At 67.2% G+C, this 14,339-nt stretch carries 13 protein-coding genes and 1 pseudogene; 5 read left to right on the top strand and 9 right to left on the bottom strand.

Going from position 1 to position 14,339, the window contains the following annotated elements; all coding sequences use genetic code 11:
- Window positions 1-128: 128 nt before the first annotated feature.
- The gene (locus ABIB25_RS03725) at window positions 129-773 is read right to left on the bottom strand and encodes a class II aldolase/adducin family protein (protein WP_354527538.1); all 645 of its coding nucleotides are present in this window, start codon (window positions 771-773) and stop codon (window positions 129-131) included.
- 120 nt (window positions 774-893) lie between these two features.
- Entirely contained in the window at window positions 894-1,373 is a 480-nt protein-coding gene (locus ABIB25_RS03720; RefSeq protein ID WP_354527081.1) for an Lrp/AsnC family transcriptional regulator, read from the bottom strand.
- 105 nt (window positions 1,374-1,478) lie between these two features.
- Between ABIB25_RS03720 and ABIB25_RS03715 the strand changes: the two genes are divergently transcribed.
- On the top strand, window positions 1,479-2,816 hold the full coding sequence (locus ABIB25_RS03715; protein ID WP_354527080.1) for an APC family permease: 1,338 nt from the start codon (window positions 1,479-1,481) through the stop codon (window positions 2,814-2,816).
- Window positions 2,817-2,945: 129 nt separating this feature from the next.
- On the opposite strand, the gene ABIB25_RS03710 is transcribed toward ABIB25_RS03715, so the two are convergent.
- The 4 genes from ABIB25_RS03710 to ABIB25_RS03695 form a co-directional block, all read right to left on the bottom strand.
- The gene (locus tag ABIB25_RS03710; RefSeq protein ID WP_354527079.1) at window positions 2,946-3,821 is read right to left on the bottom strand and encodes a hypothetical protein; all 876 of its coding nucleotides are present in this window, start codon (window positions 3,819-3,821) and stop codon (window positions 2,946-2,948) included.
- Window positions 3,822-3,996: 175 nt separating this feature from the next.
- Complete coding sequence (locus ABIB25_RS03705; protein WP_354527078.1) at window positions 3,997-4,638, bottom strand: winged helix-turn-helix transcriptional regulator; 642 nt, start codon at window positions 4,636-4,638, stop codon at window positions 3,997-3,999.
- A 5-nt stretch (window positions 4,639-4,643) separates the two neighbouring features.
- Window positions 4,644-5,078 carry a VOC family protein gene (locus ABIB25_RS03700; RefSeq protein WP_354527077.1) on the bottom strand — a complete coding sequence of 145 codons (435 nt, stop codon included), beginning with the start codon at window positions 5,076-5,078 and terminating at the stop codon, window positions 4,644-4,646.
- 63 nt (window positions 5,079-5,141) lie between these two features.
- Complete coding sequence (locus ABIB25_RS03695; protein WP_354527076.1) at window positions 5,142-5,828, bottom strand: class I SAM-dependent methyltransferase; 687 nt, start codon at window positions 5,826-5,828, stop codon at window positions 5,142-5,144.
- A gap of 153 nt (window positions 5,829-5,981) precedes the next feature.
- Between ABIB25_RS03695 and ABIB25_RS03690 the strand changes: the two genes are divergently transcribed.
- On the top strand, window positions 5,982-6,683 hold the full coding sequence (locus ABIB25_RS03690) for a tyrosine-protein phosphatase (protein ID WP_354527075.1): 702 nt from the start codon (window positions 5,982-5,984) through the stop codon (window positions 6,681-6,683).
- Between the two features lie 122 nt (window positions 6,684-6,805).
- On the opposite strand, the gene ABIB25_RS03685 is transcribed toward ABIB25_RS03690, so the two are convergent.
- Entirely contained in the window at window positions 6,806-7,879 is a 1,074-nt protein-coding gene (locus ABIB25_RS03685) for an alkene reductase (RefSeq protein WP_354527074.1), read from the bottom strand.
- A 259-nt stretch (window positions 7,880-8,138) separates the two neighbouring features.
- Here ABIB25_RS03685 and lon point away from each other — a divergent pair, with 259 nt between their 5' ends.
- A complete protein-coding gene (lon, locus tag ABIB25_RS03680) occupies window positions 8,139-10,523 on the top strand; it encodes an endopeptidase La (RefSeq protein ID WP_354527073.1) in 2,385 nt (794 codons plus the stop codon).
- Window positions 10,524-10,604: 81 nt separating this feature from the next.
- On the opposite strand, the gene ABIB25_RS03675 is transcribed toward lon, so the two are convergent.
- Together ABIB25_RS03675 and ABIB25_RS03670 are read right to left on the bottom strand one after the other, a co-directional pair.
- Window positions 10,605-10,940, bottom strand: a complete 336-nt coding sequence (locus ABIB25_RS03675) for a TfoX/Sxy family protein (RefSeq protein WP_354527072.1) — start codon at window positions 10,938-10,940, stop codon at window positions 10,605-10,607.
- Window positions 10,941-10,958: 18 nt separating this feature from the next.
- Window positions 10,959-11,129: a hypothetical protein gene (locus tag ABIB25_RS03670; RefSeq protein ID WP_354527071.1), complete on the bottom strand. Its 171-nt coding sequence runs from the start codon at window positions 11,127-11,129 to the stop codon at window positions 10,959-10,961.
- A 107-nt stretch (window positions 11,130-11,236) separates the two neighbouring features.
- On the opposite strand from ABIB25_RS03670, the gene ABIB25_RS03665 reads away from it, so the two are divergent.
- Complete coding sequence (locus ABIB25_RS03665) at window positions 11,237-12,106, top strand: DNA-3-methyladenine glycosylase family protein (protein ID WP_354527070.1); 870 nt, start codon at window positions 11,237-11,239, stop codon at window positions 12,104-12,106.
- Window positions 12,107-12,216: 110 nt separating this feature from the next.
- Window positions 12,217-14,286 (top strand): annotated as a pseudogene (locus ABIB25_RS03660) (cobaltochelatase subunit CobN); the annotation flags it as partial.
- Between the last annotated feature and the right edge of the window lie 53 nt (window positions 14,287-14,339).

Below are 14,339 nucleotides of genomic sequence, written 5' to 3'. Positions count from 1 at the left end.
ACGCAGAGAGGGTGTCGCCTCGGCGATATGGGTGGAAGCCACGCGCGGGCCAGGTTCCTGTCGAAGATCGCCGTCGTCGCGGCCGCCGGTGTCGGAGCCCGAACCCGTTGGCGCAACATGAGTGCCGACTACCGCGCCGACTCCTGGCCGTAACCGATGAGACCCGCCAACACGCGCTGGATCTCCTCGTCGCCCAGGACCTTGACGGTGCTTCCGTAGCTCCCGGCACGCAGCTGGACATCGCAGATGTACTCGAGGTACGGAACCTGCTCCAGAACCTTCGACAGCTGCGAGCCCGCGAGCACGGCTCCGTGATTGCTCATCAGGGCGGCGGTCCTGTCGACCAGAGCATCCACCACGTTCTGGGCCAGTTCGTCGGTACCGAACCTCGCGTACGGAGCGACGCGAACACTCCCACCGAAGAGCGCCGTGTAGTAGTGCGATGCCGGAACGACCTCGACGACGGTCGAGAGTGCCGTCGAGGCGGGGCTGTGGGTGTGCACCACGGTGGAATGCGTGGTGCCGCGGTAGATCGCGAGATGCAGGGGTAACTCGCTCGACGGTTTCAGACCACCGTCGAGCGAAGTCCCGTCCATGCTGACGACGACCACGTCGGCGGCGGTCATGCCCTGATAGTTCACGCCGCTGGGAGAGATGACGACCCGATCGTCGACACGAATCGAGACATTGCCGGCGGTCCCGACGACAAGTCCGTTGTCGCTGAGGTATTGGCAGGCTTCGACGACTTCCTGACGCTCGTCGTGCAGAACGATGCTCACGCGCTCTCCTGTGTGGTTCGGCGGACAAGCGGGCGATCCGCACATCTCCTGGCAGGTGCACCCTAACCGCACCCTCCGGTGCCCGATCAGCACGCGGTGTCGGATCGAATCGGATCAGCGCACGGTGTCGACGGGCAGCGACCCACGGCTCAGGACGGTCCGGATCGCAAAGTTGGACCGGGCGTCGGTGATCGCGTCGATGGCCAGGACGTGATCGAGCAGCAGCGATTCGTACGCGCCGAGATCCGGAACGACGGCCTCGACGAGGAAGTCGGCCTCGCCGCTGACCACGTGACAGGCCACCACCGCGGGGATCGAGGTGAGCTCCTGCTCGATGAGTCGAGACGTCGCACGGGAGTGCTGGTTGACCCGCAAAGACAGGAAAACGGTCAGACCGAGCCCGATTCGCTTCCGGTCGAGTTCGGCGCGGTAGCCCGCGATGAGGCCGGCCGCCTCGAGGGCCTTGGTCCGCCGCAGGCAGGACGAAGGTGACAGGGACACCCGCTCGGCGAGGTCGACGTTTGCCAGCCGGCCCTCGTTCTGCAGGATGGTCAGGATGGTTCGATCGGTCTTGTCGAAGACGCTTTCCGGCATGTTCTGCATCCTAACCAGCATCTGCCGGTGGATCGTTGCACCGAACCCTGCTTTCTACGGCACATTCGGCAGCGCGTTCGGTGCCGTTCTCGCAAGACTGATCCTATGAACGAATTGAGCACAGGTCGCGCGGTCACCCTCTACGTCGGCGCACTTCTCGGACCGAGTGTGCTGCTTCTTCCCGGCCTCGCCGCCGGTCTGGCCGGACCGGCTTCGATCCTCGCCTGGGTCGGTCTGCTGATCGTGTCCGGCCTGTTGGCCGCGGTCTTCAGCGCGCTGGGTCGGCGCCAGCCGGGCCGGGCGGGAGCTGCGGCCTTTGCCGGGGCCGCGTTCGGACCCCGGGCAGAACGCGTGGTCGGTGGGTGTTTTCTCGCGGGTGTGGTGCTCGGCGCGCCGGTCGTCTGCCTGATCGGTGCGGCCTACCTGGCACAACTGGTCGGCGGTGGTCACGCCGCGACCGTCGGCATCGCCGCGATTCTGCTGCTGTCGGTGATCGGCCTGACTCACGGCGGTGCAAGGGTTTCCGCGGGCGTCCAACTCGTTCTGGTCGGCGTTCTCGTGAGCCTTGTGGTCGTCGCCGTTGGCGGGGCTCTCCCCCACGCCCGTTCCGCGAACTGGACGCCCTTCGCGCCACACGGCTGGTCCGCGGTGGGGACAGCCAGCACCGCACTGATGCTGTCCTTCGTCGGTTGGGAGGCGATCGCACCGATGACGTCTCGACTGCGCTCACCTCGTCGGCAACTTCCGCGGGTGATCACCCTGGCGTTCTTGATCACCTCGACGCTGTACCTCGGGCTGGCCGTAGCGACGGTGTCGGTGCTCGGGCCGCGCGCCGGCAGCGCAACACCGGTGGCGGATCTGCTGCGGGTTGCCGTCGGTCCGGTCGGGGCGGTGGCAGCAGCGATCGCCGCTCTCGCACTGACGCTGGCCGCAACCAACGCGTACCTGTCCGGTGCTACGGAAATGCTTGACGCACTGCGGCAATCGACCAGGACTGATGCTGCTGCGGTACCCCGGCGCGGTCCAACCCGACCACATCTGATCGGCATCCGCAACCGGTTCGCAGGGGCACAGGGTCTGCAGTTCGCCGTCGCTGTGGTCGGCACGGTGCTGCTCGGACTGGCCGGCGTCGGATGGGTCGACACCCGACAACTCGTCGTGCTTCCCACCACCATGTTCCTCCTCGTCTACCTCGCCTCCACCGCCGCCGGCGTACGCCTGCTGACCGGACCGGTGCGCCTGGCCGCAGCGGTGTCCTGCGCGGCTGTCTGCGGCGTCCTCGCCTTCAGCGGTGTCTCCGCCCTGGTTGCGGTTCTGGTCGCGGGGGTCGCCTTCGTCCCGTGGCGGCAGCTGATACCGCTCGGTCGGGGCTGGAGGTCGCGGGCCTCGCGCGTCTGGACTCCAGGAACGCCGGGTGCCAGCAACGCCCCGTGTCAGGACTGAGGATCGTTGTCCCTCGCGGATCGGTATGAGCATCGAGCCTGCCCGGGCGATCGCCGGATGGGTGGGCGCAGGTGCAGCCGCGTCGGTCAGTTCCGGGTTCTCGCTGGACGCCGACATGCGCGGCGTCCGTCAGCCCAACGGCAAGGGCCCGTCGCCGATGCCGAGCAGGCTGGCGGTCAGCAGGCGCGACCCGGTCGCCGAGACGATGCAGGTCGACTGGGAGTTGTTCGAGCTCGGATAGTCCGGATCCAGGCCTGCGAGCGAGTCCGTCGGCGAGGGCCCGAAGTGTTCGGACAGGGATCTGGCGCGGAGTTGGCCATCGGCCTCGAAGTCGGCCCGACGGGTCAGCGTCTTCGCGTACGTCATGCACATGGCGTCGAGATGGGCCTGACCGCCGGCAATCAGCCGCGGACTGGCCTGGCCCAGCACTTCCGATCGATGCGGCGACGAGCACGGAACCAACGGCGTGTGTGGATCCGTACCGGCCAGACAACTCGAGTACACCGCCGGCAATCGCCCGGTGTTCAACGCTTGGCCGACTGTGCCTCGGTACGGCGTACTACTGCCCGGCGTGACGATGCAGGCCACCCATTGCTGTCCCGCCGCTTGCTGCAGTGCGGTCGGATTGGCCCAGACGATCGAAGTGTTGATCGGGGATACCCAATTCGACTCTTCGATCGACGTCGGCAGACCGATGTAGGTACGTTCGTCCCCGCCGACGATCTCGTTGGCCACCGCCGGTCGGTGGCTCAGAACCTGCGCCACTTCCCCGTAGTGCAATTCGGCGCACGGGCCGAACGTGGCAGCGGGCAGCAACTGACTCGGAGGGTACTGATCGGGCTCACCCGGCGGAGCACTGGGAAGACACGCACCGACAGTCGGCGGCGCCGGAACATCCTGAGGCACAGCTGTTCCCGTCGCGTTCGGACGCTGAAGGCCGGCCACGACGACGAGCGCGATCAGTGCCGTCACCAGCAGCAGCATCCCACCCATCCTGCGCCCCATCCGCCCAGCGTCATCATGGCGCCGGTCGACTGACGCCCGCCGACCCTCTTCGCCCGGCGGCCGAGCATCTGCTGTCGCCGCCGAGCACCTGGTCGTTTGTGATCGGGGAGATGCTGCGCGGCGACGACAGATGTGGAGTGCCGGCATATTCGGACCTACACGTCCCGCGGCCGATTCACGCAGCCAGGTGGAACGTGTTCGCAAATCGGTCGAGGAGTTCGCTCCGCCCACGCAGCACTTCGACCACGCCGGTCGCGATCGCGAGATCCGGGGCGAGTTCGCCGGAGATGAGCCGGCGGATGTCCGGACCCGCGGCAAAGGCCAGGTCCACCGGTCCGTCCCCACGCGCCACATCCAGGCGGGAGCCATCCACCCGGATCAGCAGCTCGGCCGGGCCGAAGCGCGCCGCGTACGCGGTCGCCGGCAAGAGTGCCGCGATCTGCGGTCGGAAGGCGGTGCGCAGCGCCATGGTCATCGAGTCGGGGGTGATGATCTGCTCCTCCCGCGGCTCCCCCATCGCCTTGAACCCCCACGCCCCGAGTGCGAGCACGACGGGCTCGAGCTCGCGGCCGTAGGGCGTCAGCTCGTAGATGATGATCCGAGAGCGCGGCGCCCTGCGGATGAGGCCGGCCGCCTGCAGTTCTTTGAGCCGCGCCGCCAGGATGTTGCTCGGGATTCGGGGGAGCCCGGCGGCGAGTTCCCCGTACCGCCGCGGCCCGACGAGTAGGTCACGGACGATGAGCAGCGCCCAGCGTTCGCCGACGAGCTCGAGAGCCCTGGTGACGCCGCAGTACTGCCCGTATTCGCGCGCGGCCATCGACCTCAGGCCTGCTGATCGGCGTAAGCCTGAGGCCCCTGCGCTGCGGCGACCGGGTCCATCCAGCCGAATTCGATGATGTTCCCGTCCGGGTCGGTGACCGTGCGCTGGTACATGAAGCCGTAGTCCGACGCCGGTTGCGGCTCCAACCCGCCCGCGACTATGCCGTCACCGATTGACTTGTCGACCTCCTCCCGGGTATCGAGGAAGATAGCGGTCGCGACCGACGGGCTGATGGCCGGGTCACCGATCGGAAGCTTCGTGAAGGTCTGGAAGAAGTCGCGGACCAGGAGCATGAAGTAGCTGTGGTCCGGTTCGACGACAACGCAGGCCGCGTTGTGATCCGTGAAAGCCGGGTTGATGCTGAATCCGATGGCCGTGTAGAACGCCTTCGCACGCTCCAGGTCGGTCACCGGCAAGTTGACGAACATCGCAGTCATTGTGGTCTCCCTCTCGTGGTCCCGGTTGGACCGCGTTCACACTTGCAAAAAGCAAGTGCAGTGTCAAGACCCTGTTCGAATCTCTCCCACCCTTGGACGCGGTCCCGCCGGCTTCGTATGGAGCAACGAGTACCTCCAGAACAGACGCCTGGTGATTCGTGAGCCGGGGAGATGCACCTGTGCCGCTGTCCGGATGTCGGCCAGGGATTCGACCGGGTCGGCAGTGGGCGCCATCATTCCGTCCGGCAGCCGTCCGGGCCTCCTACCCCGGTTCTTCACGAAGCCCACCATCGGGTTCGCCACCAGCGCGAGAATTCCCACCACGCGGTCGGCTCGCGACTCAGCTCGATAGCATCCGACGACGACGAGTCGACCGCCCGGCTTCAGCAACTTCTCGGCGCGGTCCAGGGATGGCTCGAGAGGCATGTGGTGCAGAACGGCCACCATCGTGATCAGGTCGTAGCGGCCGATTCCGCCGACGTCGACGAACCCGGCGCAGCTCACCGAAACTGTCGACAGCGCAGCGACTCTGGCGGCCGTCGCGGCAGCAAGGTCCCTCTCCGGCTCGACACCGTCGACCCGACCGAATCGAGGGCTCAGTTCGACGAGGAGACTCCCCCCACCGCAGCCGACGTCCAACGCCGCGTCGCGTCGAACAGGAAGTTCGGAACAGATCCAACGATGATAGAAGTCATTGTGGCTCCACGGGTAGGAGCTGTTCACCTTCTGCAGTACCGATATGACCCCCATCGGGAAATCCTACTGTCGCAGCCCACAACCCATGTGGTGGACGTCAGGTCGCGGCACGGAACGGTCGGACCGGACAAACGCAGCGGTGGTGAGCTCGGTGGCTGGTCGATGATGCGGCAAGCAACCAACGGTGGCCCTACGCGTCCGACCCACATGAACCCTGAATCGGAACTTGATTGGGAAGGGTGCCTGAATGTCCGTGATCTGGGCGGACTGGGCGGCATCCGGTTGGGTGCTCTCGTCCGGATGGAGGCACCGACCCGGCTGACCGCGGCGGGATGGGCGGCAGCATGGGAGTACGGGGTTCGAACCGTCATCGACCTCCGCAATTCCGATGAGATATCGCCCGACGACTCGCCGAGGCCGGCTGGAATCAACACCGTCGAAGTGCCACAGGATCCGATCGGGACCCCATTTCACGAATACTGGACAAAGATCGACAATCTCTCCTCGCCGCTCTATTTTCCGGCCATGCTGACCACACACCCGGAGCCATTGATTGCCGCGGTACGAACGATCGCCCGCGCCGAGCCTGGTTGCATCGTCTTCCATTGCGCCGGCGGCAAGGACCGAACCGGGCTGCTGGCCCTGGTGTTACTCGCACTGGCCGGAGCGACACCGGAGGAGATCATCGCCGACTACCTCCTGACCTACGAACGGATGGAGGTCCGGTACGCCGCGATGGGTGCCGGTGATCAACTCGGGAAGGTCGAACGCCTGCTGGAGCAGCACGACACGAACGTCCAAGAATCGCTCACTGCGACAATCGCGTCGCTGACGATGCCCGCGTTCCTGCTGGAGAACGGTTTGGCCGCAGCCGACCTCGCCCTTCTTCTTGATCGGCTGACAAAATGAGGACGGTGTGAGCACCGAACCCCGGGGAGCCTGGGCCGTGAGCGTCCAGCAATGTCGTCCTGCGGTACCTCGGCTAGGGCAGGTCTCCCGGGCCGCGGCGGGAAAGCCGCGGCCCGGTTCACTCAGCCGGCCAAGCGCGGGTAGTCGGTGTAACCCTCGGCGCCGCCGCCGTAGAAGGTGCTGGCGTTGGGCTCGTTCTCCGGAAGGTCATCGGCCCAGCGCTCGACCAGGTCGGGGTTGGCAATCACCGGACGACCAACGGCCACCACATCGGCGAGCCCCTGGTCGACGAGGTGGTGCGCCTCCTGGCGGGTGGTCATCGCGCTGAATCCGGTGTTCGCCATGACCGACCCTCCGAAGCCGGTCGCGATGTTTCGGACCAGATCGGACTCCGGCTCACGGTGCAGAACGCTCAGGTAGGCAAGACCCAGCGGGGCCAGCCCTTCCACGAGCGCCCCATAGGTCGCCGACACATCTGCTGCGTCGGTTTCGGCCACGTCCTGGATGTTGTGCGAAGGGGAGATGCGGATGCCGACACGGCCGGCGCCGACCTCGGCAGCCACCGCTGACGTCACCTCCACCACGAACCGGGCCCGCTCGGCCGGACTGCCGCCATAGCCGTCCGTGCGCTGGTTGGACGCCGGAGACAGGAACTCGTGCAGCAGATAGCCGTTCGCCGCATGCACTTCCACCCCGTCAAGGCCGGCATCGACGGCCCGGCGGGCAGCGTCGACGAACTCCTGCTTGACGGTGGCCAGCTCGGCCGTGGTCAGAGCGTGTGGCACCGGATACCGGGCACTGCCGGTCGGGGTGTGGACTTCGCCGTCGATGGCAATGGCACTGGGGGCCACGATCCGGTCGGTTCCGGTGACCTCGGGATGGGAGACGCGACCGGCGTTCATCACCTGCATCACCAGGACGCCGCCGCGATCGTGAACCGCATCGGCAACCTTGGCCCAGCCTGCGGCCTGTTCGGCGGTGACGATGCCCGGCTGTCCCGGATAGCCGCGTGATTCGGTGCTGGGGTAGGTGCCCTCGGTGACGAGCAGTCCCAGACCGGCGCGCTGGGCGTAGTGCTCGGCGACCAGCTCGCCGGGGACGCCGTCCGCGCCGGACCGCATTCGGGTCAGAGGGGCCATCGCGATCCGGTTGCGCAGATTGAGCGAGCCAAGGGTGACGGGGCTGAACAGATCCATGGGTAGGTCCAAACGAAGCAGAAGGGTACGAAATCCGGCGCGGCGCGCCGACCCCAAGCACAGCCGTCCTGCCCGGCAAGCTATTCCGGCATAGATGGTGGCGCCGACCACACCAGATGCCAGCACGCCTGACGGATTGCCACCGCCGGCGGTTTGCATAGATTCGCTTTCGCCCACGGCGAAGCGGGAATCACCCTGGGAACAAACCGGAGTCGTCCAGCCTTGAGTCAGACACGCTCAAGTTTGAAGGGTGACTGACATGACTGATATCCAACACCTCCCGGTGCTGTCGTTGACCGAGACCGTTGTCCTCCCTGGGATGACAGTCCCGATCGAGCTGGACGAATCCGCCCAGGCGGCCGTCGATGCTGCCCGTTCGACCCGCGAGGGCGACAAGGACGGCAATCTCGGCGAGCTCCTGATCGCTCCACGTCTGAAGGACCGCTACGCCACCTATGGCGTCATCGCGACCATCGAGCAAGTCGGCCAGCTGGCCGGCGGAGCTCCGGCTGCCGTTCTGCGGGCCGTACGGCGCGCCAAGATCGGCACCGGCGTGACCGGTCCCGGTGCTGCGCTCTGGGTCGCTGCCGAACTCGTCGAGGACGAGCCGGATACCGACGAGAGTCGGGCCCTGGCCAAGGAATACAAGTCTCTGGTGATCGCCACCCTGCAGCAGCGGGACGCGTGGCAGGTCATCAACACGGTCGAGAAGATGACCGATCCGGCGACGATCGCCGACTCCGCAGGCTGGGCGCCGTATCTGACGTCCGAGCAGAAGCGGCAGCTGCTCGAAACCCCCGAGGTGCACAAGCGTCTCGAACTCGTCATCGGGTGGACGAAGGCACACCTGGCCGAGATGGACGTCGCGGACAAGATCCGCGGTGACGTCCGCGAGGGCATGGAGAAGAGCCAGCGGGAGTTCCTGCTGCGCCAGCAACTTGCTGCCATCCGCAAGGAGCTCGGCGAGGGCGAGCCCGATGGGGCAGACGATTTCCGCACCCGCGTGGAGACTGCGGATCTGCCGGACAAGGTCCGGGAAGCCGCGATGCGCGAGGTCGGCCGGCTCGAGCGGGCCAGCGACCAGAGCCCGGAGTCCGGCTGGATCCGGACCTGGCTCGAGACGGTGCTGGAGATCCCGTGGGCCGTCAAGACCGAAGATGACACCGACATCGCCAATGCCCGAACAGTTCTCGATGCCGACCACCACGGTCTGAACGACGTCAAGGATCGCATCGTCGAGTACCTGGCCGTCCGTGGCCGGCGCGCCTCCCGTGGCCTGCAGGTCGTCGGCGGTCGTGGCTCGGGCGCCGTCATGGTGCTGGTCGGACCTCCCGGCGTCGGCAAGACCTCGCTCGGCGAGAGCGTGGCCAGGGCGCTGGACCGGAAGTTCATCAGGGTTGCGCTCGGCGGCGTCCGCGACGAGGCCGAGATCCGCGGCCACCGCAGGACTTACGTCGGCGCGCTGCCCGGCCGCATCGTCCGGGCCATCACCGAGGCCGGCTCGATGAACCCGGTCGTGCTCCTCGACGAGATCGACAAGGTCGGCGCGGACTACCGGGGCGACCCGGCGGCGGCATTGCTGGAGGTACTGGACCCGGCGCAGAACCACACGTTCCGCGACCACTACCTCGACATCGATCTCGACCTGTCCGACGTGCTGTTCCTGGCCACCGCCAACGTGATCGACTCGATCCCGTCCGCGCTGCTGGACCGGATGGAACTGATCACCATGGACGGATACACCGAGGACGACAAGGTTGCGATCGCCCGCACCCACCTCCTGCCCCGGCAGCTGGAACGTGCTGCATTGGAGACCAGCGACGTCACCATCACCGACGCTGCCCTTCACAAGATCGCAGCCGACTACACCCGGGAAGCGGGCGTGCGTCAGCTGGAACGATTGCTGGCCAAGGCACTTCGCAAGGTGGCGGCGCGGCTGGCCAGTCCGGATCCAGCAGCTGCGACCAGCCCGATCGAGGTGGACGAGCCGCAGCTGAAGGACCTGCTGGGTCGTCCGCGCTTCACGCCGGAAACGGCCGAGCGGACCGCGGTGCCCGGTGTGGCAACAGGTCTGGCCGTCACCGGCCTGGGTGGGGATGTTCTCTTCATCGAGGCGAACGCAGTGGAGTCGGAGTCGGGACACGGCGGGCAGTTGAAGCTGACCGGCCAACTCGGCGACGTGATGAAGGAGTCGGCGCAGATCGCCCTCTCCTACATCAAGGCTCACGCCGGAGAGATCGGTATCTCGCCGGAAGCGTTGCAGCGCAACATTCATCTGCACGTTCCCGCCGGAGCCGTGCCCAAGGACGGTCCGTCCGCCGGCGTCACCATGGTGACCGCGCTGACGTCACTTGCGCTGGGACGCAACGTCCGTGCCGATGTGGCGATGACCGGTGAGGTCACGCTGAACGGCCGGGTGCTGCCGATCGGTGGGGTCAAGCAGAAGTTGCTGGCCGCGCAGCGGGCCGGTGTCACGACCGTCTTCATCCCGAAGCGGAACGAGCCGGATCTGGACGACGTGCCTGCCGAGGTTCTCGAGGCCCTCACCGTGATCCCGGTGAGCGACGTCGCCGAGATCCTGGCGGTTGCGCTGGAGCCGGCCGTCGCTGTCGACACCAGGGTTGGCGCCGAGATCGCCGCCTGAACAACAGCTCTGAAGCAGTCCCGTACCCAAGTAATCATCGCCTCCGGTACGGGACTGCTTGCTGTCTCGGCCGGGCCGCATCTACCTCCTGGGCGGAAGCGAACGGGCGTAGGTGATCCCGTGTGCCATCCAGCGCTCCAGGTCCTCGTCCGTCTGCAGGCCGAGCAAGTCGATCGCCAGCCAGCCGTCCATCTCTCGGCCCTGCATCCGGGAGCGCGTGGCATGCTCATCGGCGACGAGCCTCTCGGTGTCGTCCGGGTGCACCCGGAGCAGCATGCTGCCTTGGCTGCCGGCGGCGGCGGCCATGCGACCGTCGATCAGAAAGGCCAGCCCGCCGAACATCCGCTTCTCGGTGAGGCCGGCCTGACCGCTCATCTGCTCACGCATGCGCTCTGCCAGTTCCTCGTCGTAGGCCATCGGATCAGTGTCCGCCGGTCAGACCCCGACGGCCAGCGCAGCCACGTACCCGTCAGTGACGTTGCCCGTCGTGGTGGCCAGTTGATGGACTCCCCCGTCGTCGGAGAACACGTCGTCGGAGGTGAGGCTGGTCCTCTCGGCGTCCGGGCCTGGCGGCTCGTTGAGTTCCTCCGACCATGACGGAGCCATCCGCGGATTCAAGTGTTCGTAGACTTCGAGTTCCCTGTGACCATCCTGTTCCGCCGCAGAACGTTGGTCGGAGGGCACTGTCGGTGCCCGCCGTCACACTGGTCGGCATGGACACCTTCACCATCGTCCCGACCGGCACGTACTCGCTGCGGGAGTCGGTCGAGTTCGGTTTCGGCCAGCGACACTCGGACATCTTCGACGGCGTGATGAGGCTGGGGTTCTGCCAGGACGATCTGCAACATCAGGTCGGGGTCGTGGTGACCCAGGACGAAGCCGGGGTGCACGGCGAGGTCCACGGCGGCAGCGGGGACATCGATGCGATCTCCGTCCAGGTCGCCAGGGTGCTCTCGCTCGACCAGGACGCGTCGGGCTTCGCCGACGTCGGCGCCCGCGATCCGGTGATCGGCGCTCTGCAGAAGGCGGCGCCCGGGTTGTTACCGCCGCTGTTCCACTCGCCCTACGAGGCGGCGGTGTGGTCTGTGCTGAGCGCGCGGCGACCGGCGAAGCAGATGGCCGAGGTTCGTCGCCGACTGTCCGAAGCCCACGGACAGGTCTTCGAACTGGCGGGCAAACCGCTGGCCGCCCTACCCACCCCGGAACGACTGCTGAGGATCGTGGAGTTCCCCGGCCTGCCGCCGGACAAGCTCGACCGCATGCACGGGGTCGCCCGTGCCGCCCTCGACGGGCTGTTGGACGTCGGCCGACTCCAGGCCCTCGGACCGGAGGTGGCGGCCCGCGAGTTGCAGGCCATCAACGGGATCGGGCCCTTCTACGCTTCGTTGATCACCATCAGGGCCACGGGCTTCACCGACGTCCTCCCGGCTGACGAGCCGATGGCCCTCGACTTGATCACCCAGCTGTACGGGCTGGCGAAGCCATGCACACCCGAGACTTTCCGTGAGATCGCCGAGCCCTGGAAACCCTATCGGACGTGGGCGACGGTCCTCGTCCGCGCCGCGGGGCACCGCATCCTGTGACCGATCAAGGCCAACCCAGCAGCGGCCTCAGAGCTTGGCCACGACGGTGTTGGCCAGCGTCACGACGTCCGCGACCTCCTTGGTGTCGTCGGGGTCGGAGGTGCACTCGAGACGCCGTCGTGCACCTCGGCAAGCACGGCAACATGGAATGGTTGCCGGGCAAGAACGTGGGCATGTCCGCGAGTTGCGGCACCGACGCGGCGATCGGCAACATGCCGCTGATCTACCCGTTCCTGATCAACGACCCCGGGGAGGGCACGCAGGCCAAGCGCCGGGCCCACGCCACCATCGTCGACCACCTGGTGCCGCCGATGGCACGCGCCGAGTCCTACGGCGACATCGCCCGCCTGGAGCAGCTTCTCGACGAGCACGCCAACATCGCGGCGATGGACCCGGGCAAGCTGCCCGCGGTGCGCGCGCAGATCTGGACGCTGATCCAGGCGGCCAAGATGGATCACGATCTGGGGCTGGCCGGCCGCCCGCAGGATACCGAGCTCGACGATTTCATCCTGCACGTCGACGGCTGGCTCTGCGAGGTGAAGGACATGCAGATCCGTGACGGTCTGCACGTTCTCGGTCAGGCGCCGGTGGGCGAGGCGCGGGTCAACCTGGTGCTGGCCATGCTGCGGGCCACCCAGGTGTGGGGCGGGGTGACCAACGCGCTCCCCGGCCTGCGGGCCGCGCTCGGGTTGAAGGACGGCGCCGAACTGACCGCCGTCGACGCCGTCGAGGCCCAGGCTCGATCGCTGGTGCTGGCGGCCGAGGCCGTGGACTGGGATCCCTCCGCGATGCCGTCGGTCGTCGCCTCGCTGATGCCCGACTCCGATCCGTCTGTCCTCGCCGTGATGCAGTTCGCCGCGGACGAGGTGGTCCCCCGGCTGGCCGGCACCACCGCCGAACTGACCTCGATCCTGCACGCGCTCGACGGCGGCTTCGTCGCGGCCGGTCCGTCCGGTTCGCCGCTGCGCGGGCTGATCAACGTGCTGCCCACCGGCCGCAATTTCTACTCCGTCGACCCGAAGGCCATCCCCTCGCGATTGGCCTACGACACCGGATCCGCCATGGCCGCCTCGCTCGTCGAGCGCTATGTCAAGGACAACGGCGAGTACCCGAAATCCGTCGGACTGTCGGTCTGGGGCACCTCGGCGATGCGCACTTCCGGTGATGATATCGCCGAAGTGCTTGCCCTGATGGGTGTTTCGCCTGTCTGGGACGAGGCTTCCCGTCGCGTCTCCGACCTGCGGGTGCTGTCGCTGGAGGAGCTCGGGCGTCCACGCGTCGACGTCACGGTGCGGATCTCCGGCTTCTTCCGCGACGCCTTCCCGCATGTGGTCGCCATGATGGACGACGCGGTGCGGCTGGTCGCGGCGCTGGACGAACCGCTCGAATCAAACTACGTCCGGGCCCACGCGCAGGCCGACCTCGCCGAGCACGGTGACGAAAGGCGCGCGACCACCAGGATTTTCGGCTCCATGCCCGGTTCCTACGGGGCCGGACTACTCCCGCTGATCGAGTCGGGCAACTGGCGTGACGACGCCGACCTCGCCGAGGTCTATACGGCCTGGGGCGGTTTCGCCTACGGTCGGGAACTCGACGGACGGCCGGCCCGCGAGGACATGGAGGCGAACTACCGCCGCATCGTGGTGGCCGCCAAGAACACCGACACCCGCGAACACGACATCGCCGACTCCGACGACTATTTCCAGTACCACGGCGGAATGGTCGCCACCGTCCGGGCGCTGACCGGCAATGCCCCCGAGGCCTACATCGGCGACTCCACCTCCCCCGACGCGGTCAAGACCAGGTCGCTGACCGAGGAGGCCGCACGCGTCTTCCGGGCCAGAGTGGTCAATCCGCGGTGGATCTCGGCGATGCGCCGCCATGGCTACAAGGGTGCCTTCGAACTCGCCGCGACGGTCGACTGCCTCTTCGGCTACGACGCGACAGCCGGGGTCGTGACCGACTGGATGTACGAGACGCTGGCCAAGACGTACACGCTGGACGAGGAGAACCAGGCGTTCCTGCGTCATGCGAATCCCTGGGCGCTGCGCGGCATCATCGAACGACTCAACGAAGCTGCCGACCGCGGCCTCTGGGCCGAACCCGACCCCGACCTTCTCGACCAGATGGCCCTGGTCTACCTGGACGTCGAGGGTGATCTCGAGGATGCTGGCGCGTAGTTGGGGCGGAGGCCGTGGCCGAACGGGTGCGACTTGCCATTGAGAACGAGTGC

The organism is Nakamurella sp. UYEF19 (assembly GCF_040546275.1).
Taxonomy (GTDB): Bacteria; Actinomycetota; Actinomycetes; order Mycobacteriales; family Nakamurellaceae; genus Nakamurella.
Note: the sequence above shows the minus strand (reverse complement) of the source record. Positions and strands in the feature narration are given on the sequence as shown.

Coding starts and splice junctions, on each gene's coding strand:
- ABIB25_RS03720 (WP_354527081.1), bottom strand. CDS start 1,373: ATGCCGGAAAGCGTCTTCGACAAGACCGATCGAACCATCCTGACCATC.
- ABIB25_RS03715 (WP_354527080.1), top strand. CDS start 1,479: ATGAACGAATTGAGCACAGGTCGCGCGGTCACCCTCTACGTCGGCGCA.
- ABIB25_RS03710 (WP_354527079.1), bottom strand. CDS start 3,821: ATGGGGCGCAGGATGGGTGGGATGCTGCTGCTGGTGACGGCACTGATC.
- ABIB25_RS03705 (WP_354527078.1), bottom strand. CDS start 4,638: ATGGCCGCGCGCGAATACGGGCAGTACTGCGGCGTCACCAGGGCTCTC.
- ABIB25_RS03700 (WP_354527077.1), bottom strand. CDS start 5,078: ATGACTGCGATGTTCGTCAACTTGCCGGTGACCGACCTGGAGCGTGCG.
- ABIB25_RS03695 (WP_354527076.1), bottom strand. CDS start 5,828: ATGGGGGTCATATCGGTACTGCAGAAGGTGAACAGCTCCTACCCGTGG.
- ABIB25_RS03690 (WP_354527075.1), top strand. CDS start 5,982: ATGAACCCTGAATCGGAACTTGATTGGGAAGGGTGCCTGAATGTCCGT.
- ABIB25_RS03685 (WP_354527074.1), bottom strand. CDS start 7,879: ATGGATCTGTTCAGCCCCGTCACCCTTGGCTCGCTCAATCTGCGCAAC.
- lon (WP_354527073.1), top strand. CDS start 8,139: ATGACTGATATCCAACACCTCCCGGTGCTGTCGTTGACCGAGACCGTT.
- ABIB25_RS03675 (WP_354527072.1), bottom strand. CDS start 10,940: ATGGCCTACGACGAGGAACTGGCAGAGCGCATGCGTGAGCAGATGAGC.
- ABIB25_RS03670 (WP_354527071.1), bottom strand. CDS start 11,129: ATGGCTCCGTCATGGTCGGAGGAACTCAACGAGCCGCCAGGCCCGGAC.
- ABIB25_RS03665 (WP_354527070.1), top strand. CDS start 11,237: ATGGACACCTTCACCATCGTCCCGACCGGCACGTACTCGCTGCGGGAG.